This window comes from Brevundimonas sp. GW460-12-10-14-LB2 (assembly GCF_001636925.1).
In the GTDB taxonomy this organism is placed as follows: domain Bacteria; phylum Pseudomonadota; class Alphaproteobacteria; order Caulobacterales; family Caulobacteraceae; genus Brevundimonas; species Brevundimonas vesicularis.
The window spans coordinates 1,801,259-1,823,332 of the sequence record NZ_CP015511.1 but is presented as its reverse complement, the minus strand read 5'-3'; the positions used below and the strand labels follow the sequence as shown (position 1 = coordinate 1,823,332).

24 protein-coding genes are annotated in these 22,074 nt (G+C 66.4%); 14 read left to right on the top strand and 10 right to left on the bottom strand.

The features are described from left to right. Positions 1-81: 81 nt before the first annotated feature. The 10 genes from A4249_RS09105 (at position 82) to A4249_RS09060 (ending at position 7,630) form a co-directional block, all read left to right on the top strand. Complete coding sequence (locus A4249_RS09105) at positions 82-1,875, top strand: M3 family oligoendopeptidase (protein ID WP_066552106.1); 1,794 nt, start codon at positions 82-84, stop codon at positions 1,873-1,875. A 76-nt stretch (positions 1,876-1,951) separates the two neighbouring features. Beyond that, positions 1,952-2,224, top strand: a complete 273-nt coding sequence (locus A4249_RS09100) for an aa3-type cytochrome c oxidase subunit IV (protein WP_017505952.1) — start codon at positions 1,952-1,954, stop codon at positions 2,222-2,224. 130 nt (positions 2,225-2,354) lie between these two features. Then, positions 2,355-3,488 (top strand): Re/Si-specific NAD(P)(+) transhydrogenase subunit alpha, encoded by a 1,134-nt coding sequence (locus tag A4249_RS09095; RefSeq protein WP_066552104.1) that lies wholly within the window; start codon positions 2,355-2,357, stop codon positions 3,486-3,488. Continuing rightward, the gene (locus A4249_RS09090; RefSeq protein WP_055755027.1) at positions 3,485-3,718 is read left to right on the top strand and encodes a hypothetical protein; all 234 of its coding nucleotides are present in this window, start codon (positions 3,485-3,487) and stop codon (positions 3,716-3,718) included. Before A4249_RS09095 ends, A4249_RS09090 begins: the two co-directional genes overlap by 4 nt. Position 3,719: 1 nt before the next feature. Next, positions 3,720-4,058 carry an NAD(P) transhydrogenase subunit alpha gene (locus A4249_RS09085; RefSeq protein ID WP_066552102.1) on the top strand — a complete coding sequence of 113 codons (339 nt, stop codon included), beginning with the start codon at positions 3,720-3,722 and terminating at the stop codon, positions 4,056-4,058. Then, positions 4,055-4,363, top strand: a complete 309-nt coding sequence (locus A4249_RS09080; RefSeq protein ID WP_066552100.1) for a hypothetical protein — start codon at positions 4,055-4,057, stop codon at positions 4,361-4,363. Before A4249_RS09085 ends, A4249_RS09080 begins: the two co-directional genes overlap by 4 nt. After that, entirely contained in the window at positions 4,360-4,626 is a 267-nt protein-coding gene (locus tag A4249_RS09075; RefSeq protein ID WP_055755025.1) for a hypothetical protein, read from the top strand. The genes A4249_RS09080 and A4249_RS09075 overlap by 4 nt, the downstream gene beginning before the upstream one ends. A 13-nt stretch (positions 4,627-4,639) precedes the next feature. Then, complete coding sequence (locus A4249_RS09070) at positions 4,640-6,064, top strand: NAD(P)(+) transhydrogenase (Re/Si-specific) subunit beta (protein WP_066552098.1); 1,425 nt, start codon at positions 4,640-4,642, stop codon at positions 6,062-6,064. A gap of 3 nt (positions 6,065-6,067) precedes the next feature. Beyond that, positions 6,068-6,472 (top strand): DUF1801 domain-containing protein, encoded by a 405-nt coding sequence (locus A4249_RS09065; protein ID WP_066552097.1) that lies wholly within the window; start codon positions 6,068-6,070, stop codon positions 6,470-6,472. Positions 6,473-6,622: 150 nt separating this feature from the next. Next, positions 6,623-7,630 (top strand): acyltransferase family protein, encoded by a 1,008-nt coding sequence (locus A4249_RS09060; protein ID WP_231868680.1) that lies wholly within the window; start codon positions 6,623-6,625, stop codon positions 7,628-7,630. A 2-nt stretch (positions 7,631-7,632) separates the two neighbouring features. Here A4249_RS09060 and A4249_RS09055 read toward each other — a convergent pair whose 3' ends face one another. Beyond that, entirely contained in the window at positions 7,633-7,857 is a 225-nt protein-coding gene (locus A4249_RS09055; protein WP_055755021.1) for a hypothetical protein, read from the bottom strand. Positions 7,858-7,948: 91 nt separating this feature from the next. Here A4249_RS09055 and A4249_RS09050 point away from each other — a divergent pair, with 91 nt between their 5' ends. From A4249_RS09050 to A4249_RS09040, 3 genes are all read left to right on the top strand, one after another. Further along, positions 7,949-8,938: a helix-turn-helix transcriptional regulator gene (locus tag A4249_RS09050; RefSeq protein WP_066552090.1), complete on the top strand. Its 990-nt coding sequence runs from the start codon at positions 7,949-7,951 to the stop codon at positions 8,936-8,938. A gap of 72 nt (positions 8,939-9,010) precedes the next feature. After that, positions 9,011-10,444 (top strand): hypothetical protein, encoded by a 1,434-nt coding sequence (locus A4249_RS09045; protein WP_197458366.1) that lies wholly within the window; start codon positions 9,011-9,013, stop codon positions 10,442-10,444. 68 nt (positions 10,445-10,512) lie between these two features. Further along, positions 10,513-11,043, top strand: a complete 531-nt coding sequence (locus A4249_RS09040) for a hypothetical protein (protein ID WP_156494683.1) — start codon at positions 10,513-10,515, stop codon at positions 11,041-11,043. Here the strand turns inward: A4249_RS09040 and ychF are convergent. From ychF to A4249_RS09000, 9 genes are all read right to left on the bottom strand, one after another. Beyond that, entirely contained in the window at positions 11,036-12,130 is a 1,095-nt protein-coding gene (gene ychF, locus A4249_RS09035; protein ID WP_066552087.1) for a redox-regulated ATPase YchF, read from the bottom strand. The genes A4249_RS09040 and ychF overlap by 8 nt on opposite strands. A 70-nt stretch (positions 12,131-12,200) precedes the next feature. Continuing rightward, positions 12,201-12,692 carry a copper chaperone PCu(A)C gene (locus tag A4249_RS09030; protein ID WP_066552085.1) on the bottom strand — a complete coding sequence of 164 codons (492 nt, stop codon included), beginning with the start codon at positions 12,690-12,692 and terminating at the stop codon, positions 12,201-12,203. Between the two features lie 13 nt (positions 12,693-12,705). Next, entirely contained in the window at positions 12,706-14,052 is a 1,347-nt protein-coding gene (locus A4249_RS09025) for a PepSY-associated TM helix domain-containing protein (RefSeq protein ID WP_066552081.1), read from the bottom strand. Then, the gene (locus A4249_RS09020; protein WP_231868679.1) at positions 14,042-15,685 is read right to left on the bottom strand and encodes a TonB-dependent receptor family protein; all 1,644 of its coding nucleotides are present in this window, start codon (positions 15,683-15,685) and stop codon (positions 14,042-14,044) included. The genes A4249_RS09025 and A4249_RS09020 overlap by 11 nt, the downstream gene beginning before the upstream one ends. Further along, positions 15,619-16,140 (bottom strand): TonB-dependent receptor plug domain-containing protein, encoded by a 522-nt coding sequence (locus A4249_RS16935; protein ID WP_231868678.1) that lies wholly within the window; start codon positions 16,138-16,140, stop codon positions 15,619-15,621. The genes A4249_RS09020 and A4249_RS16935 overlap by 67 nt, the downstream gene beginning before the upstream one ends. A 67-nt stretch (positions 16,141-16,207) precedes the next feature. Continuing rightward, on the bottom strand, positions 16,208-16,594 hold the full coding sequence (locus A4249_RS09015) for a hypothetical protein (protein ID WP_066552079.1): 387 nt from the start codon (positions 16,592-16,594) through the stop codon (positions 16,208-16,210). A gap of 49 nt (positions 16,595-16,643) precedes the next feature. Next, the gene (gene pth / locus A4249_RS09010; RefSeq protein ID WP_066552078.1) at positions 16,644-17,252 is read right to left on the bottom strand and encodes an aminoacyl-tRNA hydrolase; all 609 of its coding nucleotides are present in this window, start codon (positions 17,250-17,252) and stop codon (positions 16,644-16,646) included. An 86-nt stretch (positions 17,253-17,338) separates the two neighbouring features. After that, positions 17,339-17,971, bottom strand: a complete 633-nt coding sequence (locus tag A4249_RS09005) for a 50S ribosomal protein L25/general stress protein Ctc (protein ID WP_045810293.1) — start codon at positions 17,969-17,971, stop codon at positions 17,339-17,341. A gap of 134 nt (positions 17,972-18,105) precedes the next feature. Then, the gene (locus tag A4249_RS09000) at positions 18,106-20,394 is read right to left on the bottom strand and encodes an ATP-binding protein (RefSeq protein WP_082854113.1); all 2,289 of its coding nucleotides are present in this window, start codon (positions 20,392-20,394) and stop codon (positions 18,106-18,108) included. A gap of 144 nt (positions 20,395-20,538) precedes the next feature. Between A4249_RS09000 and A4249_RS08995 the strand changes: the two genes are divergently transcribed. Next, entirely contained in the window at positions 20,539-21,936 is a 1,398-nt protein-coding gene (locus A4249_RS08995; protein ID WP_066552077.1) for an ATP-binding protein, read from the top strand. Positions 21,937-22,074: the final 138 nt, after the last annotated feature.

The window sequence follows — 22,074 nt, the reverse complement described above, 5'->3', positions numbered from 1 at the left end:
AGGCAGGATTGCACGGGCCGTGACGTCGAGAAAGCGTAAGGGGCGGTTGCGGCCGTCGCCGCGCATCCCCAGAACAGGGGCATGAACGCTCCCTTCAAGACGCCCAATACCGAAGCCCCGCTGTGGGACCTGACCGACCTCTATTCGTCGCGTGACGACGCCAAGGTGTCCGCCGACCTGGAACGGGCGCGCGGTCTGGTCGAGGCGTTGAACGGGCTGAAGGGGCGGCTGGCGGCGGATCAGGACGCGCAGGCGCTGGGCGAGGCGCTGGACCGCGCGATCCAGCTTTATGAGCAGGCGTCCGATGTGCTGGGCGCGCTGGGCGCCTACGCCTTCCTGTCGGCCTCGACCGCGCGCGACGATGCGACGGCGCAAGGATTCGAGGCCGATGTGCGCGAGAAGATCACCGCCATCGCCACCCCGACCGTCTGGCTGACGCTGGAAATCAACCAGATCGACGATGCGGCGCTGGAAGCGGCGCTGATCGCCCATGCGGGCGCGGCGCGCTGGCGGCCTTGGCTGCGGCGGGTCCGGGCGATGAAGCCGCATGAGCTGTCGGCCGAACTGGAGACCTTCATCGCCGAGCGCGGCCCGATCACGGCCCAATGGCCGCGCCTGTTTGATGAGCAACTGGCCGCCCTGCGCGCAAAGGCGGGCTACGAGGAACTGACGCTGGCCGAGGCGCTGAACCGCCTGTCGGACGCCAAACCCGCGCGCCGCAAGGCCGCCGCCGAGGGTCTGTCAGAGGCGCTGGCCGCCCGCGCCCCGACCTTGGCCCTGGTGCTGAACACCGTCGCCGCCGACAAGGCGATGGAGGATCGCTGGCGCGGTTTCAAACGTCCCGCCGACAGCCGTCACCTGGGCAACGAGGTGGATGGCGAGGCCGTGGATGCGATGGCCGAGGCGGTCGCCGCCGCCTATCCGCGCCTGTCGCACCGCTATTATGCGCTGAAGGCCAAGGCGATGGGCAAGGCGCGCCTGGACCACTGGGACCGCAACGCGCCTATCGAAACGACCGCCCCGCGCGCCTTCACCTGGACCCAGGGGCGCGAGATCGTGTTAGACAGTTTCTCGGACCTGGGCGGCGATTTCGCCGACCGAGCCGGCGGCTTCTTTGATAAGCCGTGGATCGACGGTCGGGCGCGGCCGGGCAAACAGTCAGGCGCCTATGCCCATCCCGTCACCGCCGACCGTCACCCCTATGTCTTCCTGAACTGGATGGGCGAGCGGCGCGATGTCCTGACCCTGGCGCATGAGCTGGGTCATGGCGTCCACCAGACCCTTGCGGCCGATCAGGGCACGCTTCTGGCCGACACGCCCCTGACCCTGGCCGAGACGGCGTCGATCTTCGCCGAGGGGCTGACGTTTGATCGTCTGCTGGCGACCGCGCCGAAGGCCGAGCAGCGCGGCTTGCTGGCCGGGCGGATCGAGGATGGTCTGAACACCGTCGTGCGCCAGATCGCCTTCCACCGGTTCGAGACCCGCTTCCACGACGAGCGCCTGCAGGGCGAGGTGTCGCAACAGCGGATCAACCAGCTGTGGCTTGAGGAAATGGGCGCCTCCCTGGGGCCGTCGGTCAAGCTGAACTCCGGCTATGAACACTGGTGGGCCTATGTCAGCCACTTCGTCCATTCGCCCTTCTATGTGTACGCCTACGCGTTCGGCGACCTGCTGGTAGCGGCGCTGATGGAGGCGCGTCGCAACGATCCGGCCGGCTTCACGCCGCTTTATCGCGAGCTTCTGGCCGGCGGCGGATCGCGGACCTACGTCGAGGCGTTGAAGCCGTTCGGTCTGGACCCGCGCGACCCGGCCTTCTGGAGCGTCGGCTGTCAGAGGCTGGAGCGGCTGGTCGATCAGTTCGAGGCGCTGGCCTGACCAGGGCATGACTGCGGGCTTGAGCGGGGCGGTCGCCTCAGTGTAAGTCCGCGATAACGACGAGGGGATTCCACGAATGGCCGACCTGCACGACACCGCCAACGCACCTGCCGACGCCGATGCGCAAGCCTATCTGCACGGCCATATGGAAGTGCGCGAACAGGTCTCGACCTACCGCCTGTTCCTGAACCTGGCCAAGTGGGGCAGCCTGGCCATCGCCGTGCTGCTGCTGTTCCTGACCCTGTGGTTCCACCCGGGTGGCAGCTTCATGGCCGCCGTCATCGGCGCGGTTGTTTTGGGCGGCGTCGGATTCGTGGCGCTGAAGTCCAAGCCGGGCGCCGCGCACTGAGGCTTGCTTGGGATCGCCCTCGGGCGGTCTGAAATCACGCGCCCTCGCCAAGCTTTGGCATAACCGTGCTTTGACGGCTTGCGCCGGAACGGCCTAACCTTCGTTCAACGAAAAGAACGAGGGGATTCGCTTGGCCGTCGCTATCGCCGTCACCCGTGAACGTCGCGAAGGCGAGACGCGCTGCGCCGTCACGCCTGAGACGGTCAAGAAGCTGATCGCCCTGGGGGCGACCGTCACGGTCGAGGCCGGGACCGGCCTGGGCTCCTCCATTCCCGACGCCGACTATGCCGCCGCCGGAGCGACGGTGAAGCCGGACACCCGCGCCGTGCTGGACGGCGCCGACATCGTGCTGAAGGTGCGCGGCCCCACGGCCCAGGAAACCAGCGCGCTGAAGCCCGGCGCAATCGTGGTCGCCATGCTGGACGCTTATCGGGATAAGGCGACCGTCGACGCCCTGGCCGGGGCCAACGCCACCGCCTTCGCCATGGAGTTCGTGCCCCGCATCACCCGCGCCCAGGTCATGGACGTCTTGTCGTCCCAGGCGAACCTTGCGGGATACCGCGCGGTGATCGAGGCGGCTTACGCCTATGGCAAGGGCTTCCCAATGATGATGACGGCGGCCGGCACGGTCGCCGCCGCAAAGGTCTTCATCATGGGGGTGGGCGTCGCGGGCTTGCAAGCCATCGCCACCGCGCGTCGCCTGGGCGCCGTCGTCACCGCCACCGACGTCCGTCCCGCGACCAAGGAACAGGTCGAAAGCCTGGGCGCCAAATTCCTGGCCGTCGAGGACGAGGAGTTCAAGAACGCCCAGACCGCCGGCGGCTACGCCAAGCCCATGTCGGCAGAGTATCAGGCCAAACAGGCCGAACTGACCGCCAGCCATGTGGTCAAACAGGACGTGGTCATCACCACGGCCCTGATCCCCGGCCGCGCCGCCCCGGTGCTGCTGACCGCCGGCCATGTCGCCTCCATGAAACCCGGCTCGGTCATCATCGATCTGGCGGTTGAGGCGGGCGGCAATGTCGAGGGCTCCAAGCTGAACGAGGTCGTGACCACCGCGAACGGCGTCACCATCGTCGGCTGGTCGAACCTGCCCGGCCGCATCGCCGCCGACGCCAGCGCCCTCTATGCCCGCAATCTGATCGCCTTCGTCGGCCTATTGATCAAGGACGGCGGTCTGGCTGTCGATCTCGAAGACGAGATCCTGAAGGCGGCGGTAGTCACAGACGGCGGGGCCGTGGTGCATGAGGAGGTGCGGGGATGATCGGGTCTGGCCTTCGTAATGCTCTGTCGATTTTTTCCTTGATCGTGATTTTCGGCGGAGCTGTCTTCTGCCTGTTTCTGCTGATGTTTGCATTCGTGCAGGACCAGTCCGGCGCAGCATTCGGCAGGGCGCTTACCAAAGTCGGGCCGATCTTTTTCGGCAGCGTCATCAACGGGGGAGTCCTGAGACTTCTCATCAGCATCGATGCTCGATTGGAGCAGAAAACCTGACATGGAACACGTCGATCCCACCGTCTTCCGCCTGGCCATCTTCGTACTGGCGATCTTCGTCGGCTATTATGTCGTCTGGAGCGTGACGCCGGCCCTGCATACGCCGCTGATGGCTGTGACCAACGCCATTTCCAGCGTCATCATCGTCGGCGGCCTGATCGCGGCGGCGGCCGTGTCCGGTGACGCAACCGGCCCCAGCGCCTGGATCGCCAAGGGCGCCGGCGTGCTCGCCGTCACCTTGGCCAGCGTCAACATCTTCGGCGGCTTCATGGTCACCCGACGTATGCTGGCCATGTACAAGAAGAAGGAGCGGCCCATCGCTCCGAAGGGGGCAAAGTGAACGGTTTGCCGATGGACGCGGTCGTGACGGCGATCGGGGCCGTCGTCATAGCTTTAGTGATCGCGTTAGTGATTTTTAGCGGTCGCTTGTCCAAAGCCGTGCGATCCACCGTGGAGATTGTCGTCGGCATTCTCTTGTTTCCGACCGTAACCGGGCTTTGGGCCTGGCGGGCGATCGAAGGCGTGAGAGATCGCGATTGGCTCTACGCAGGTCTGATGGCCGTCGCTGCTGCGGTATTTGCTGTAACTGGCTTTTACGCCATTCGACGCCGCACCTTGACGCCTTTTGCCAGGCGTCCGAAATGACCGACGCCGCGCAGATCGCCATCACCGGGTCCTGGGTCGCGACCGGCATCGGTTTCGGCCTGTGGCTGTACGGCTGGTTCGGGGCCAAGACTCCGATCAAGCGCCAGCGGCTGCATGACTGCGGCATCGCCCTGGTCTTTTCGGCCATTCTGGTTCGCGTGGTGACGCAGGACCGGCCGCTGGGCGTCTTCGAATGGGCCCTGTTCTTCATCGGCCCGCTGTTCATCGCCGCCGCCCTGTGGCGGTTGGCCCGCACGTCTTGAGGGGAGGGGCGTGATGAACGCATCGCTGGCCGCACTGGCCTATCTGGTTTCGGGCGTCCTGTTCATCCTGTCGCTGCGGGGGCTGTCCAGCCCCGAGACCAGCCGTCAGGGCAACACCTTCGGCATGGTCGGCATGGCGCTGGCCATCGGCGTGACCCTGCTGACGCTGGGCGCGACGGGCGCGCTGGATACCGTGACCCTGGCCCTGATCGCGGGCGGCGTCATCGTCGGCGGCGGCGCCGGCGCCCTGATCGCCAAGCGTGTGGCGATGACCGACATGCCGCAACTGGTCGCCGCCTTCCACAGCCTGGTCGGCATGGCCGCCTGTCTGGTCGCCATCGGCGCCATCTATGCGCCCGAGGCCTTTGGAATCCTGTCCGACGACGGAAACGGCATCAAGACGCTGTCGATCATCGAACTCAGCCTCGGCGTCGCCATCGGGGCCATCACCTTCACAGGCTCGGTCATCGCCTTCGCCAAGCTGAATGGAAACATGAGCGGGGCGCCGATCATCCTGCCCGCGCGGCATCTGGTCAATGTCGGCCTGGCCCTGGCGCTGGTCTTCCTGATCGGCATTCTGATCGGCACGAATGGCGCGGCGACCTGGGCCTTCTGGGGCGTCTTCCTGATCGCCCTCGTTTTGGGCGCGACCCTGATCATTCCCATCGGCGGCGCCGACATGCCGGTCGTCGTGTCGATGCTGAACTCCTATTCCGGCTGGGCGGCGGCGGCGCTGGGCTTCACGCTGGAGAATATCGCCCTGATCATCACCGGGGCATTGGTCGGATCGTCGGGCGCGATCCTCAGCTACATCATGTGCAAGGGCATGAATCGCAGCTTCATCAGCGTCATCCTGGGCGGGTTTGGCGGCGGCGGCGATGCGGCGGCCGGGCCCGGCGGCGCCAAGGAGACGCGGCCGGTTAAACAGGGCTCGGCCGAGGACGCCGCCTTCATCATGAAGAACGCCTCCAAGGTCATCATCGTGCCGGGCTATGGCATGGCGGTGGCCCAGGCCCAGCACGCCCTTCGCGAAATGGTCTACAAGCTGAAGGAGGAGGGGGTCGAGGTGAAATACGCCATCCACCCCGTCGCGGGCCGGATGCCGGGCCATATGAACGTCCTGCTGGCCGAGGCCAACGTGCCCTATGACGAGGTGTTCGAGCTGGAGGACATCAACGCCGAGTTCGCCACCGCCGACGTCGCCTTCGTCATCGGTGCCAACGACGTGACCAATCCCGCCGCCAAGACCGACCCGACCAGCGCCATCTACGGCATGCCGATCCTGGATGTGGAAAAAGCCGGCACCGTCCTGTTCATCAAGCGCGGCATGGGCTCGGGCTATGCCGGGGTCGAGAACGAACTCTTCTTCCGCGACAACACCATGATGCTGTTCGCCGACGCCAAGAAGATGGTCGAAGGGATCGTGAAGGGTCTTTGAGCCATGGCCAGCACGCCCAAAACCGGCCCCACAGACGCCTCTGTCGATGCCTTCCTGTCTGCGATCGACGACCCACGCCGACGGTCTGATGCTCATGCCCTCTCCGCAGTGATGGCTCAGATCACGGGTGAACCGGCCGTGCTCTGGGGATCGTCCATCATCGGGTTCGGCAATGACGGCGGCCCCAAGGGCGGCTGGCCGCTGATCAGCTTCTCGCCGCGAAAAGCCAACCTGGTGCTTTATGTCGCTGGGGATTTCCCTGAACGTGCCGAGCTTATTGCCCGCTTGGGCAAGGTGAAAACCGGCGTTGGCTGCCTCTATATTTCGCGTTTGGAAGATGTCGATCAGGCGGTTCTGCGCGACCTTTGCGGTCGCGCTGTTCGTGCGCTCAAAGCCGGGGCGGACTGAAGTCTCGTCAGACCCCTATCGCGCAACCTTGACCGGCGCTATCACGCGTCCGTGAACACATTGTCCGAACCTCTTCCTGCCGCCCATCGCCGTTTTGAGGCTTTGGACTCCCTGCGGGGTGTGTGCGCCATCCTTGTGGTGATGTTCCACATGCCGGTCGCAAGTCATTGGCGCGACTGGGGTTTCATTCATCATTCCTATCTGTTCGTCGACTATTTCTTCGTCCTGTCGGGCTTCGTCATCGCCCATGCCTATGCGAACCGACTGCAGTCGGGACGCGACGCCGGGCGGTTCATGGTGCGACGCTTCGGGCGGATCTGGCCGCTGCATCTGCTGATACTGGCGGCCTTCATCGGGCTGGAGCTGGCGCGGCTGATCTTGCATTTCGACAGCGCGCCGCCGTTCACGCGGGATCGGTCGATCGAGGCGATCTTCACCAATCTGGCGCTGATCCAGGCCTGGCATGTGCATCCCTATCTGACCTGGAACGGGCCATCGTGGACGCTCAGCGCAGAATGGGCCTGCTATCTGATCTTCGCGGGTCTGGTGCTGATTGCGCCAAAGCGGTTCCGCTGGATCGGGCTGGTGCTGGCGATCATCGGCGGCGTCCTGGTGCTCAGCTACGCGCGGCGCTGGATGAATACGACCTATGACTTCGCCGTGCCGCGCGCGGTCTATGGCTTCTTCCTGGGCTGCCTGCTGCAGGGGCTCTGGACCCGCATTCCGCGCCTCAAGGGCGGCCCCGCAACGCTGTTGGAGATCGCGGCCATCGTCGCCGCCTGCGTCTTCATCGGCTATGCTCAGGGGCCGGTCACTGTGGCCGTCACCTTGATCTTCGTGGCGCTGATCTGGGTCTTCGCCGGCGAGGAGGGGGCGCTGTCACGCGTGCTGGACCATCCAGCTCTGGTCACCCTGGGACGATGGTCGTTCGCCATCTACATGGTCCACATGTTCATCCTAACCGTGATGATGATCGTGGCCAGGAAGCTGGACCGTGTCCACGTTCGTCGCATCGACTTCGGCTCTGTCTGGCTGAACGACCTGTTCGCCGTCGCCATGTTCGGCTTCGTCGTCGCGGTCGCCGTGGCGGCTCACCGACTGGTCGAGCAACCGGCCCAGCGCATGATCGACCGCTGGACCAAGCCCAAGGCGGCCTGAGGTCAGGCGGCCATCCGCCATTCGGGGGCCATGTCGCCGGCGCGGCCTTCGTCCCACAGCATGTCCTCGTCCGAATAGCGGCTGCTGGCGGCGGCCGAGATGACGTCGACCACCTGTTCCTCCAGACGGTCCCAGATCACGGCGAGGTCGGACGACCCATCGGCTTCGCACGGCACGATGATGTAGCGGCTGGCGTTGACGGTCTGGGTGGGTTGGAAACGCGCCATCTGATGATCTCCTGAAGCGGGGGCCTCTTGTCGATGATGTCGTTATGAAGCAGTGTTGCGTCAGAAACGGACGTAGGGATGGGCGAAAGCATTGAGACACGACAAGGCGGCGATGGTGATCGATCTGGCGCGCCGCATGGCCGCCAGCGCCGAAGGGCTGAGCCTGGACGAGATCGCGCGCGACATGCGCGTCGGCCGTCGCACCGCCGAACGGATGCGCGACGCCGTGCTGATGCTGTTCCCTCAGGTGGACGAGGTCTCCGACCCGCCGTCCAAACGCTGGCGCATCCGGGGCGGTCTGTCGGCCTTCGAACAGGCCCCGACGGCGACCGAAATGCTGGAACTGTCCAAGGCCGCGACCGCCCTGCACGCCGCCGGCGAACCGGCGCGCGCCACGGCGCTGGAGGGGTTGGAGCGCAAGCTGAAGGCGGCGATGCGTTCGACCACTCTGAACCGGATGGCGCCCGATCTGGAGGCGTTGGTCCGGGCAGAGACCATTGCGGTCCAGGCCGGCCCTCGACCCTCCGCCGACGAAGCCATGCTGACCGCCATCCGCGCGGCGGTGCTGGCGCAGCAGCCGCTGGGCTTCACCTATTCCCGTCCGGGGGCCGAGCCGCGTCGGCGCAGCGTGGCGCCGTGCGGCGTCATGTTCGGCCGGGCCAACTATCTGGTCGCCGCCGACCGCGAGACCAGCCGCATCCAGACCTTCCGCCTGGACCGAATGAGCCACGTCGCCCCGCAGGAGGGGATGGCCGTGCCGCCCGCCGATTTCGACCTCGGCGTCTTCGCCAGCCAGTCCTTCGGCATCTATCAGGACGAGATCGAGGACGTCGTGCTGCGCATCGCGCCCGAGGGCACGGCCGAGGCCAGGAGCTGGCGCTGGCACCCGACCCAGTCGTTTGAGGACCAGTGGGACGGCGGCGTGATCGTGCGGTTCCGCGCTTCGGGCATGCGCGAGTTGGCCTGGCATCTTTTCACCTGGGGCGAGCAGGTGCAGATCCTGGCGCCGGAGCGGCTGAAGGCCGTGATGGCCGGCGAACTGGCGGCGGCGGGGCGCGCCTTGGAACGGGCATCAGCCTGACGAAACCGTAAGCTGACGCGGCGCGTTGACGACCGCTAGGCTTCGCGCCGAGCGCCCTTCAGGAGATCGCCCTTGCGCGTCCACGCTTTCGCCTCGTCCGCCGTTTTGGCCCTCGCCCTAATGAGCGGCGCGTGCGCCGCCGGGCCCATGTCGGCGCCGGCGACCTTTCAAGAAGAAGGCGGACCCCAGGTGACGGTGACCCGCGACGGCGATCACCTCAACATCGACTATCGCTTTGGGCGCGACGTGCCGGTCTGGGCCTTCCAGGATTCGGCGCTGGAACAGGATTCGCGGCAGCCCTGGCGGCCGCGCCAGTGGACGGTCGAGACGCTCGGCGTCGTCATGGAACGGCGCGGCCATTACGACATCATCCGCAGCACGGACGGCGGTCCCGTGCCGCGCGAAGTCCGCTTCCGCGCTCGACCGCAGGCGGTGGATCTTGAGGCCGAGTATCCGACCCTGCTGTTCTCCAATGGCGCGGTGGCCCTGCCGACGCGACAACTGGATGTCTTCGCTTTGCCGTCGGCCCAGGCGGCTGAACAGGTGCCGGACGACCTGAACCGGATCCGGCTGGATGGCGGTCCCTCGCGCGTGACGTGGCGCGATGAGAACGGACCCGTCCTGTTCAACGGGCGCCGCCGCGACGAACTGACCACGACGGACGAGCGCAGCTATGTCCTGCTGGGCGAGGCGACGGTCACCCCGGGGGATGGGCTGTCGACCGTCATGGACCCCAATCTGCCGCCGTGGATCGGGGAGGAGATCCGCGGCTTTGCGCCGCGTGTCGGTCACTACTACCGTGATCGCCTCGGCGCGCCGGGCTCCGGCGGCGATACGCCCATCGTCATGGTGGCCTGGAACGGGCCGACCGAAAGCATGACCAGCATGGGCGGCAGCGTCCTGCCCGGCCTGATCGTCATGTCGTTCGAGGGCAGGGGCGTGACCTCGCCCCAGCCGGAAATCGTGGAGCGTTCGCGCTGGTTCATCGGCCACGAGGGGGCGCATTTCTGGTTGGGGCAGACGGTACGCTACGCCTTCGCCGACGAGGCCTGGATCACCGAGGGCGGAGCCGACCTGATGGCTGTGCGCGCCCTGAAGGCCCTCGATGCAAACTATGACGACCGGGCCGAGCTTCAGTCCGAGGTGGACGACTGTGTCAACCTGGCCCGCCAGCCGGTCGCCCAGGCCGGCGCCCGGGGCGAACACCGCGCCTACTACGCCTGCGGAGCCGTTTTCGCCCTGGCGGCGGAGGGCGCGCAACGCCAGCGGACCAGCGGCGATTGGTTCGACTTCCTCGGACCTCTGCTGCGCCAGCCGGACGGCGTGCTCAGCCGCGAGGAATGGTTGACGGCCCTGACTCGGACATCGCGCGACCCCTCGTTGCGTGGCGATGTCGAGCGGCTGCTGGATCAGGGCGCGGCCGATCCGTCCGCCGTCATCGCGCGCCTGTTCCAGCGCACCGGCGTGGCCTTCCGCATGATCTACGGCCGCGTGGTCTTGAGCTGAATCCGATCGCAGTCGCTGGCGCTGGTCATCGGATTGAACCTGAACCTTGGCCGTGGCGTTGTGGCGGGATGAAAACAGCCTTGATCCCGATGGCGGGTGCGATCGCCCTTCTGGCCGCCTGCGGCGATCACGATGTCAATCCGCCGAACGAACCGGCGGCGCCCCTGCGCACGCCCGAGGCCATGCAGCCGGTCGAACCGCCTGGACCGTCGTCTCTGGCTGGACGTGGGCCGCGCAGCTTCGTGGGCGTCTGGGCGGCGAACCCGCAATGGTGCGCCCGGCCTCAAGGCGAGCGCAGCCCCATCACCCTGACGCCGCTACGCTTCGACGCCTATGGCCGTAACTGCGACATCGCCAGCATCGACGAGACGGGTTCCGGCTATGTCGCGGTTCTGCGATGTGCGGGCCGGCCTCAGACCGAGCGGGTGCATATGAGCACGAGCGGCGACGTGATGAACCTGACCTATGTCGATCAGGACATGAAGACGGTGAAACTGGCGCGCTGCCCCGGTTCGCCGCGCGCGCCCGATCCCGCCAATCCGCTGGAAAAGATGATGAAGAAGGACGGGGCCGAAACCCCGCCTGCCGCGCCTAGTTGAACAGGAAGTTCATCACGTCGCCGTCCTTGACGACATAGGACTTGCCTTCGGCGCGCAGCTTGCCGGCCTCGCGCGCCTTGGCTTCCCCACGCAGGGCCACGAAGTCGTCGAAGGCGATGGTCTCGGCGCGGATGAAGCCCTTTTCGAAGTCGGTGTGGATCACGCCGGCCGCCTGGGGCGCGGTGTCGCCGACATTGATGGTCCAGGCGCGGGCTTCCTTTGGCCCGACCGTGAAATAGGTGTGCAGGCCGAGCAGCTTATAGGCCTCGCGGATCAGTCGGTTCAGGCCGGGCTCTTCAAGACCCAGGGTCTCCAGGAACTGCTTCTGTTCCTCGTCGTCCAGCACGGCGATCTCGGACTCGATCTGGGCCGAGATGACGACCGAGTTGGCGTTGTCCTGGGCGGCGCGGGCCGCGACCTTGTCGGACAGGTCGTTGCCCTTGTCGGCCGAGCCTTCCTCGACGTTCGAGACATAGAGGGCGGGAAGCGCCGTCAGCAGTTGCAGCATGTGCCAGGCCTTGATGTCCTCCTTGGACACCTCGGCGGTGCGGGCGGGCTTGCCGGCGTTCAGCTGGGCCAGGGCCAGATCGACCAGCTTTAGCGTCAGGGCCGATTCCTTGTCGCCGCCCTTGGCGCGCTTCTCGAGCTGCGGCCGGCGGCGCTCCAGGCTTTCCATATCGGCCAACATCAGCTCGGTTTCGATGATCTCCAGATCGGCGATCGGATCGATGCGGTCCTCAACGTGGGTGATGTCGTCATCGACGAAGCAGCGCGCGACGAAGGCCACGGCGTCGCAGTCGCGGATGTTGGCCAGGAACTGGTTGCCCAGGCCCTCGCCCTTGGACGCGCCACGCACCAGGCCGGCGACGTCGACGAAGGTGATGCGGGCCGGAATGATCTCTTTCGATCCGGCGATCTCGGCCAGGGCGTTCAGACGCGCCTCAGGCACCGCCACATCGCCGGTGTTCGGCTCGATGGTGCAGAACGGATAGTTGGCCGCCTGGGCCGCCGCCGTCTTGGTCAGGGCGTTGAACAGGGTGGACTTGCCGACGTTGGGCAGGCCGACGATCGCGACTTTAAGAGCCATGGTATTCCTCGTGAGGCGCGAGCCTTTAGCGGGTTCCGACCCGTTTGTCAGGCTCGCGCTTCAACTGAGGTCAGTGCGCGGCGTGATCCATGCCTTCCATGGCCGGTTGGCGAACCTGCGCCTGAACCGTGATCGCCGGCGCCGACGCGAACTGGAAGGTCAGCGGCACGGTCTCGCCGGCGATCAGAGGCGCGGTCAGGCCGATCAGCATCAGATGGTTGCCGCCCGGCGCCAGGGCCACGGCCTGACCGGCGGGCAGGGGCAGGCCCGCCGTCAGCTCGGCCATCTTCATCATGCCGTTCTCGGTCTTCATCTCGTGGACCTGAAGCGATGCGGCGCGCGGGGTCGATCCCCCCGTTAGCCTGTCGTCGGTCGCGGCGATCAGGGTGACATAGCAGCCGCCGGCCTTGGCCCCGTTCGGCGACGGGCGGCACCAGGCGTCGGTCACGCTCACGGCGGCTGTCGCGGTCGGCGCCTCAGCGGCGGGCGCCTTGGCCGGCTCGGACGGATTGCAGGCCGTCAGCGACAGGGCGGCGGCGGCAAGGGCGAGTTTGATCTTCATGGCGTCAGGTCTTTCACGAGGCGGCGGGACGGCGCCGGATCATCGGACGTAGGGCTCGGTCGAGCAATACGGCCGCGATCAGGCTCAGTCCCGTCAGGGGATAGAGGATGGCGAGGGGCAGGACGATGCCGAGGACAGCGGCGCGCGCTCGCGGTCCCGGCGGGGCGGGCGGGGCGCCCAGGCGGCGGCGCGACAGGTTGGGCGGCCGGCGCTTCCACCACATGACCAGGCCGCTGATCGCCAGCACCCAGACGCCGATACAGCCCAGCAGCATGACGATGCGATTCGCCTGTCCGAACTGCGTGCCCTGGTGGGTGTAGATGCCCAGTTCGATGGCCTTGGCGCCGGCGCCGAACTGGTCATAGCCGATGTCGCCCAGCAGCCGCCCGGATGCGGCGTCGATATACAGCGACCGGCTGTCCTGAACGCGCGTGGCCTGGGTCGTCAGCGTATAGGCGGTGTCATCGGCCTTGGGGATGTTCACCGTATAGGGGCGCGCCAGACCGGCCTGATCCGCGACTCGCAGAACCTGCGCCAGGCCGCCATGGCCGGCGTGGTCGTGGGTCATCACCATCCCCTCCATGGTCCAGCCGGCCCCGACCGGCGCATCGTGGTGCTGCGCCCTCTGCCAGGTGCCGGCGACGGGTGCGGGCGGCCGACCGAGCCCCGTCTCCTTGATCGCCCCCATGACCTTGTCGCCCCAGACCGCGGACCACGGCATGCCGGTCACGGCCAGAAACAGCACGACCCCGCCGACATAGAAACCCGTCAGCGCATGCAGGTCGCGCCAGAACGGACGGCGGCGGCCGTCGGTCGTCTGCGGCGCAAAGGTCGCCACGCCCCGCCCGCGCGGCCACCACAGATAAAGCCCCGTGGCGAACAGGATGATCGTCCAGCCGGCGACGATCTCGACTAGAATGTTGAACGGCCGCCCGAGCAGGGTCAGACTGTGCGTTTTCTTGACCAGTTCCATGAATCCGCCGGCCGGAATGACGCCTGTGGCCCGGCCGGTGTGCGGATCGACGAAGACCGTCTTCTGCACGCCGTCGGGTCGATTGACCCTGATCCGGATCGCCTGATCGTGATGCGCGGGCATGACCAGATTGGCGACGCGCCCCCCGCCTGCGGCCTGGGCGGCCGAAGCCACCCAGGTTTCCGGCGCCGCCTGAGTTTGAACGGCCGGCACGCGGATCATGTCGCGATAGAGAAAGCCGTCGATCTCGTCCTTGAACAGATAAAGACCCCCCGTCAGGGCCAGCAGCATCAGCACCGGCATGACGAAGACGCCGGCATAGAAGTGCCAGCGCCAGACCGCGCGATAGGCGTCGGACATTGAGGCGTCGCCAGACTCAGAACGCATAACGCAACCCCACATAGGCCGAACGTCCTTCGCCGGGCACAAAGACGGCAGTCGCGACTTTAGTGGCGTCCGTCACGGCGTTGACGGTCGAAACATAGCGCTCGTCGGTCAGGTTGCGCGCATCCAAGAACAGGGAAACTCCACCTCGCAAACTCCAGCCCGCATTGAACGACAGAATGGCGTAGTCGGGCGCCGTCAGCGGCGTTCCATCTGTAGCGCTGCGCGTGTTGGCGTAATCGATCAGCACGTCCGTCGGCGACCATTCGACGCTAGGCGCCACGAACCAGCCCGCCGGATGGGCATATTTCAACTCGGCCCGGTAGAGATGCTCCGGCACGACCGGCAGGCGATTGTCGCCATAGACACGGTCGTTCTTGAAGAGGAAATCTGACCAGGCGTAGGTCTGGCGCAGCGTCAGGCGACCATCGGTGCTGTCGATAATCCGCCAGTCCAGCCCCGCTTCGATGCCCTGATGGACGGTATCGTCAGCATTGAAGGTCGCGGCGGGAATGTTCAGGGTCGGATTGACGCTGTAGTTCAGCAGTTCGCCTTCGATCTGGGCGCGATAGGCCGACAGATCGTAAGTGAAGGGACCGCGACGGCCGCGGGCGCCGACCTCGGCTGTCCAGGCATCCTGGATGTCGACGGGCAAGAACTTCGGCACGTTGCCCTGCACCAAGGCGCCATAGCTGGGCGCTTCCACCGAGCGCGTAAGATTGGCGTAAATCTGGGCGCCCATCTCATTTTCCCATAGCAGGCCGATGCGCGGCGCGAACCAGTCAAAGGTCGCGTCGGCATTGTTGGCTGGGACCAGATTGTTTGTGTAGTCCCGCTCCGCACGGCCGTAGCTGCCGCCCGCGACCAGAGCTAGACGGTCCGTGACGAACAGGCGGCCTTCGGCGAAGATGTCGATGCCGGTCGCGTCCTGAACCGAATCGCCGATCTTGGCGCCTTGACGTGCGCCACCTGCCGCCACGAAGGTGAAGGCGTCCGTCGTCCCGCCGCGGTAGCTAATCCCCGTATAGGCGTCAGCCCTCATGCCGCCCAGCCGACCGTTCCAGTCCAGTCGGCCATAGCCGCCCCGCTGCAGGCTGTTCTGATCGATGACGATGGAAATGGGGTGATAAAGATCCTTGTCCACTACATAGACGGCCCCTTCAAACGACAGGCTGTCATCCACGCGCCAGCGACCCAGAAGGGTGCTTCTCAAGGATTTCACGTCGCGCGCAAAGGCCAGGGTGTTATTGTTCGCCGGTACGGCGGTCGGGTTGGTGAGGGCCTGCTGACGGGTGACGGCGGAAGACACCGACTGATCCAGATCATTGCCCTGAACGATCAGCCGCAACTCACGACCTTCGCCGAACGACCGGCCCAGATTGAGCGTCAGCCGTTTCGAATCTGAGCTTTGATTGTCCCGGAACCCGTCCGAACTGGCCACGGTGGCGGCCGCGTACAGGTCCCAGTCGCCCCAGTCGCGCGCCAGGGCGACATGACCGCGCAGGGTATCGAACGATCCGCTCTCGATCCGGATCAGGTTCCGGCTCGCGGCCGTGCGCCCGGTCGGTGTCACGACATTGATCGCACCGCCCAGGGCGGCGCCGCCGAAGCGCAGGGCGTTGCCGCCCTTGAACACATCGATGTGCGCGCGATCAGGGGATCGATCTCCTGAAACTCGCCAAAACCGTCGGGCGCATTGAAGGGCACGCCGTCCTGGGCCAGCAGCACGCCGCGCAGGTGGGCGCCGTTGCCGATGCCCGAGCCGCGAATCGACAACCGCACCTCCTCGCCCCAGCGGCGTTGTGCGAAGACGCCTGGCACGCTGCGAAGCGTATCGGCGAAGGTCAGGGCGTAGCGGTCCTGATAAGTTTCGGAGGCGACGACCGCGACAGCGCCCGGCGTGCGAGACAACAGGGCGCGGGCTTCTGCAACAACGGCGGGATCCTCGGCGTTGCGGCGGCCGGTGACGATGACGCTGTCCAGCAAAGCCGGTTCGGGCGTCTGCTGGGCCAGGACGGGGCTCGTCCAACCGGCGTTGGAGAGGGCGGCGAGCAGCAGCGCGCAGGGCGCCGCGGTAGTCTTGAAGGACATGGAATGAACCTGAAATCAGAACGAGACGGCGCGCAGGCGTTGAGGACGGCGCGGGCTTGGGTCTGGTTCAGGCTTGGGGTGGGGCGGTGGACGGCGGACGCGGCGGCGCGCGCGCGGGCGTCGGCGGGCTGACGCTGGCGGCGACATAGACGACGCGCTCGATGGTGCGGACCACCGGCGCCGGCTCGGGCGCAGGCGGGCAGGGCAGGGCGGCGGCCAACGGCATGACGCAGGCGGCGCATTTGGCCCCGACGTGCTTGTTGACCGGGCCGTCCATGCCGCCGGACTGGATCGTCTGGGGGCCTTCCGCCGAACAGATGACCAGCGGGTGGCCCGGCTGGACCGCCGCGAGAGCCGCGAACGGCAACAGGGTTCCAAGCACGAGCGCGAACACCGCCGCCAGGAAGGCGAGCGATTGCGAGATCGACCAATTGTCGGCCTGGGCGCGGGTCACGTCTGGCCTCTACGGCGTTTTGCGACGACGCGATAGGCGGCGGTTTGTCCTAAAGCTCGCCGCGCGCGGCCTGGCGGGGGCTGAACTTGGGCGCGGGGGCCAGGCGCATGACCTCGCCCTGATAGCGTTCGTCGTCGCCGGCGATCGCGAAAGGCAGGGCGTCGGCGCAGGCCTGAAGCATGGCGTCCAGCCAGGGCTGTTCCGCCTTGTGGAAGTCGCCCAGAACATGGGGCATGACCAGTTCCTTTTCGCCCGGATGGCCGATGCCCATGCGCGCACGTCGGAAGTCGGCGCCCAGATGACTGATCAGGGAGCGGATGCCGTTCTGTCCCGCCGCGCCGCCGCCGGTCTTCATGCGGAACCGCCCAGGGGCCAGGTCGATCTCGTCGTGGAAGACGATTATTTCGCTCGGCTTGATCTTGTAGAATCGCGCCGCCTCGCCGACCGCCCGACCGCTTTCGTTCATATAGGTCTGGGGTTTCATCAGCAGGACCTTGGTCCCGTCGACCAGACCCTCGCTGACGATCGACTGGAACTTGGCGCGCTCGGGACCGAACCGCCACCGGCGCGCGATCTCGTCGGCGGCCATGAAGCCGATGTTGTGCCGGTTCTTTTCGTATTTCCCGCCCGGATTGCCGAGCCCCGCGATGATGATCATGGCGTCCTCTTGCCGTTTGCGTCAGGCAAAGAAAAGCCCCGCACGGCGAACCGGGCGGGGCGTGATCTTGTCGAAGCGACGAAGGATCAGTCTTCGGTCTTCTCGGCCGGGGCGGCCTCGGCGTCAGCGGCTTCGTCAGCAGCTTCCGACAGGGCGGCCGACGAAATCTTGACCGTGGCGATCACGAAGTCGCGGTCGGTGATGGTGGCTTCCGCGCCCTTGGGCAGCTTGATGTCCGAGATGCGGATGGTGTCGCCGATTTCGGCCTTGGCCAGATCGACAACCAGCTCTTCCGGGATCTGGTCGGCGCGGACCAGGATCTCGACGGCGTGACGGACGATCTCCAGCGAGCCGCCCTGACGCGAGTAGGGCGCTTCATCGGCGTTCAGGAAGTGAACCGGCACTTCGATCTTGACCGGAGCCTTCTCATCGACGCGCATCAGGTCGAAGTGCAGGGGGCGGTCCGAAACGGGGTCGAACTGCACGTCCTTGGCGATGACCGGCTGGGTCTCGTCGCCGTACTTCAGGGTCACCAGGTGGCCCAGCAGCTTGCCGGTGTAGAGCGACTTGCGGAAGTCCTTCTCGTTCACCGAAATGGCGACGGGGGCTTGCTCGCCGCCGTAAAGGACGCCCGGCACGAAACCGGCGCGACGCGCAGCGCGAGCGCCGCCGGTGCCGACGCCATCGCGGACGTCCACGTTCAGAATGATCTCGGCCATGTGGCTCGCCTCAACAACAACGGAAACGCCGCGCCAACCCGGGGCTCTCGCGGCGGGGGTGATGAACCCTCGAATTCAAGAGCGCGGGCTATTACACGCATCAGGTCCAAGGCGCAACCGTCAAAGGTTCCGCTTCACGCCGCCCGCGCGCGATCCTTCAGCAGTGACGTCGGCGCCGCAACGATGCCCAGCAGTTCGGCGGCGTTGAACGGCTTGGCCAGGTGGTGGTCCGCCCCGGCCGCGCGCCCGGCGGCGATGTGCTCTGGCATGGCGTTGGCGGTCAGCATGACGATCGGCGTGCGATCCAGGCCCATCGTCGCCTCGTGCAGGCGAATCTCCTGCGTCGCGGTCAGCCCGTCCATGATGGGCATCTGCATGTCCATCAGCACCAGGTCGAAGGTGTCGGCCCGGAAACTTTCCAGCGCCTGGGCGCCGTTCTCGGCGATCACGATCTGCGTGGGCGTCTGCGCCAGAATCAGTTCGATGACGCGGCGGTTGGTCGGATGGTCGTCGGCGACCAGCACGCGGATCGTCCGCGCCTGCTCCACGACGGCGGGTTGGGCCGGCGCCGGTTCTTTGCGCGACGGGGCCTGGGTCTGTCTCAGCGGCAAGGTCAGGATAAAGGCCGCGCCGCCACCGGGTTCGCTCTCGCAGCCCAGGTCGCCGCCCATCATCTCGGCCAGCTGACGACAGATGGACAGGCCCAGGCCCGAACCGCCGAACTTGCGTGTGATGCCGCCGTCGGCCTGTTCGAAGCGACTGAACAGGCGCGCCCGCGTCGCGGCGTCGAAGCCGATGCCGCTGTCCTCGACGGTGAAGCGCAGCACGGGCGAGCCCTCGCGGTCCGCGCCACGCTGCACGATCAGGCCGACAAAGCCCTTGCTGGTGAACTTGACGGCGTTCGAGATCAGATTGGTCAGCACCTGCTTCAGGCGCACCGCATCGCCCAGGATCCAGACGTCGTCCTCAAGATCGATATCCACATGGAAGTCGAGATGCTTCTCACGCGCGTTTTCGCCATAGAGCTGAGCCGCCTCGCGCACGACCGTCGCCAGTTCAAAGGCGTCTTCCGTCAGCTCCAGCTTGCCCGATTCGACGCGCGCCAGATCCAGGATGTCGCTGAGCAGCGTCTGCAGCGTCTTTCCCGACGCCTGCATCAGATCCAGCATTTCACGCTGTTCAGCCGTCAGATCGGTCTTGGCCAGGGCCTGGGACAGGCCGATCACGCCGTTCAACGGCGTGCGGATCTCATGGCTCATGTTGGCCAGAAACTGGCTCTTGGCGACATTGGCGGCCTCGGCCGCGTCACGTGCTTCGGACAGGGCCTCGGCGTCGCGCTTCAGATCGGTGATGTCGTTGCAGACCGTGACGGTTCCACCCTCGGACGTACGGCGGTCCTGAATACGCAGCCAGCGCCCGCCGGCGACCTGCTGCTCGCTGTTCGATGAAAGCTGACGACGGGCTTGCATGCGCTCGTTCAGCCATTCTTCTTCGCGGCCGGCCGCCTCCTGGTAGCGGCCTTCGTCGATACCGATGCGCAGGGCCTCTCGGAAGGTCAGGCCGACGACCAGATGCGGCTCAAGCTCGGGGTTCACCTCGGCATAGCGTGCATTCCACAGCACCAGCCGATCCTTGGAATCATAGAAGCCCAGGCCGTCGGGCATGGCGTCCACCGCCTCGCGGATACGGCGCAGCGCGGTGGCGCGGGAAATATAGGCCATCATGCCCAGCACGGTGGCGGCCGTGCAGATCATCAGCAGAATGGCGGCCAGCAGCAGTCGCATCGCCTCGCTGGACAGCCCTTGGTCGGCGGCGACGGTCGGGTCCGGCGTCACCGTGATGGCCGCCATGCCGATGAAATGAAGAACGATGACGGTCGCGGACAGTCCCGTCGTCGTCACCAGCAGCCGCAGCAGGCCGCCTCGACGATAGAAGAAGGCCGTCGCGCCGCCGATCGCCAGAGCCGCGATGATGGACAGGGCGACAAGGCCAGGATCCCAGCTGATGTGCGCGGGCGCCTTGATGGCGGCCATACCGAGGTAATGCATGGCGCCGACACCGGCGACGGCGATCACGGCGGCCAGCACGCGCCACATGCGGCCCTTGCCCATCAACGTCGAGCCGATTGTCAGGCCGATCATGGCCAGCGCGATCCCCAGGGAGGCGACCGTCAGGAAAGGATTGTAACGCACCGGCACGCCGGCGACGAACCCCTGCATGGCCACGAAATGGGTCGCCCAGATCGACAGGGCCCCGATCATGACGGCCAGCAGGACCGAGCGGCGGCGTCGATTGGGGTCGCGTCGGCCCATCTTCTGCATGACATGGGTCGACACGCCCAGACCGGCCATGCAGATCAACGCAGCGAACACCGTAATCCGCCAGTCGTGATCGTGCGCAATGCAATGGATGATGCGGTCCACGAGGCCTCCCCTTGGGTGTACGATAGGCGACAATCCTAAAGAAACCGTGCGGCGAAGCTTATGGGCGCCTCAGGCTGTCGGCACGCCGTCACAGAATCCGTGCAAGGATCGGAATCGTTCTTCAGTTCGAGGTCGCCCGGACCCATGCCTTACGAAGTCTCGCCATCGCCTGTCGCGCCGGTCTCCACCTCGCGGCTGTGGACGGTCGGCGCCAGCATCGGCATCGCCATCGTGACCCTGCTGGTGCTGGCGGTTCTGCATCCCGAACTCGCGAACTGGCTGGTCGGCGGGGCGGTGATCGTGGCGGCCTCGGCCTGGCTGTTGAACATGAACGAGGCGGCCAGGGCCGAGCCGGCGGCCAGTCAAGGCGCTGCGACCGAGCCCGCCATCGACATGGTGACGGGCGATCTTCTCGACCGGGTGTTCGAGGCGCTGGACGATCCGGTGCTGGTGGTCAGCGGCGGCGAGCCGGACGACATCGCCGGGCGACGCATTGTCATGGCGAACGCGGCTGCGCGCGAACTTCTTCGCATCCAGCGCCAAGGCGCCTTGCTGGTTCAGGTGATCCGTGAACCGGGCGTGCTGGAGGCGGTTGACGAGGCCCTGTTCGGCGGGACGGCGCGCACCACGGATTATGCGACGGGCGGTCAGCGCGACCGACGCTGGCGCGCCTGGACCCGTCCGCTCTCACTCGAAGCGTCAGGCAAGACCGGGTCGGAGCTGGCCCTGCTGATGCTGCGCGACGAAACGGACTCGCGCCGCATCGAGATGATGCGCGTGGACTTCCTGGCCAACGCCAGCCACGAACTGCGCACGCCCTTGGCCTCGCTCAGCGGTTTCATCGAGACTTTGAAAGGCCACGCACGTGAGGATGTGGTCGCGCGCGACCGCTTCCTGGACATCATGTCGGCCCAGGCGGACCGGATGGGGCGGCTGGTCGCGGATCTGCTGTCGCTCAGCCGGATCGAACTGAACGAGCATATTCCGCCCTCTGGCCGCGTCGATCTGGACCGCGCCGCCTCCGACGTGGTCGACGCCATCAGCGTTCTGACGCGCGAAAAGGAGATCGCCATCGCCTTGGATCAGGGGGAGGCGAGGGCGTCGATCAGCGGCGATCGGGATGAGATCTTGCAGGTGGTGCAGAACCTGCTCGACAACGCCGTCAAATATTCGTCACGCAACGGCACGGTCGAAATCTCGGTGCGTTCAGACCTGTCGTTCGACGAGGCCTGGGCCTCGCGCATGCCTGGCGCGACACGACTGCCGCTGGTCACGCCGGACCGCACGGCTGGCGTCTCCTATGCCGCGGTCACGGTGCGCGACCATGGGCCCGGCATGGCGCGCGAACATCTGCCCCGCCTGACCGAGCGCTTCTATCGGGTCGAGGGTCAAAAGAGCGGCGAGCGGCAGGGGACGGGGCTGGGCCTGGCCATCGTCAAACACATCATCAACCGTCACCAGGGCGGTCTGGTGGTCGAAAGCGCGCCCGGCATGGGCGCCGCCTTCACCGCCTGGTTCCCGCAACCGATCGAGCGACGCTGAGGCCGCGACGGACGGTCGCTGTCACCCAACTGTCATCGACCCGTCGTAATCCGCTGACCATTCGCAGGCAGTAGTCGCGCCGCGTTGGTCCCGATGTTCAGGACCGTCGTCGATTCGCGCACGGCGCTTCGGACTTCT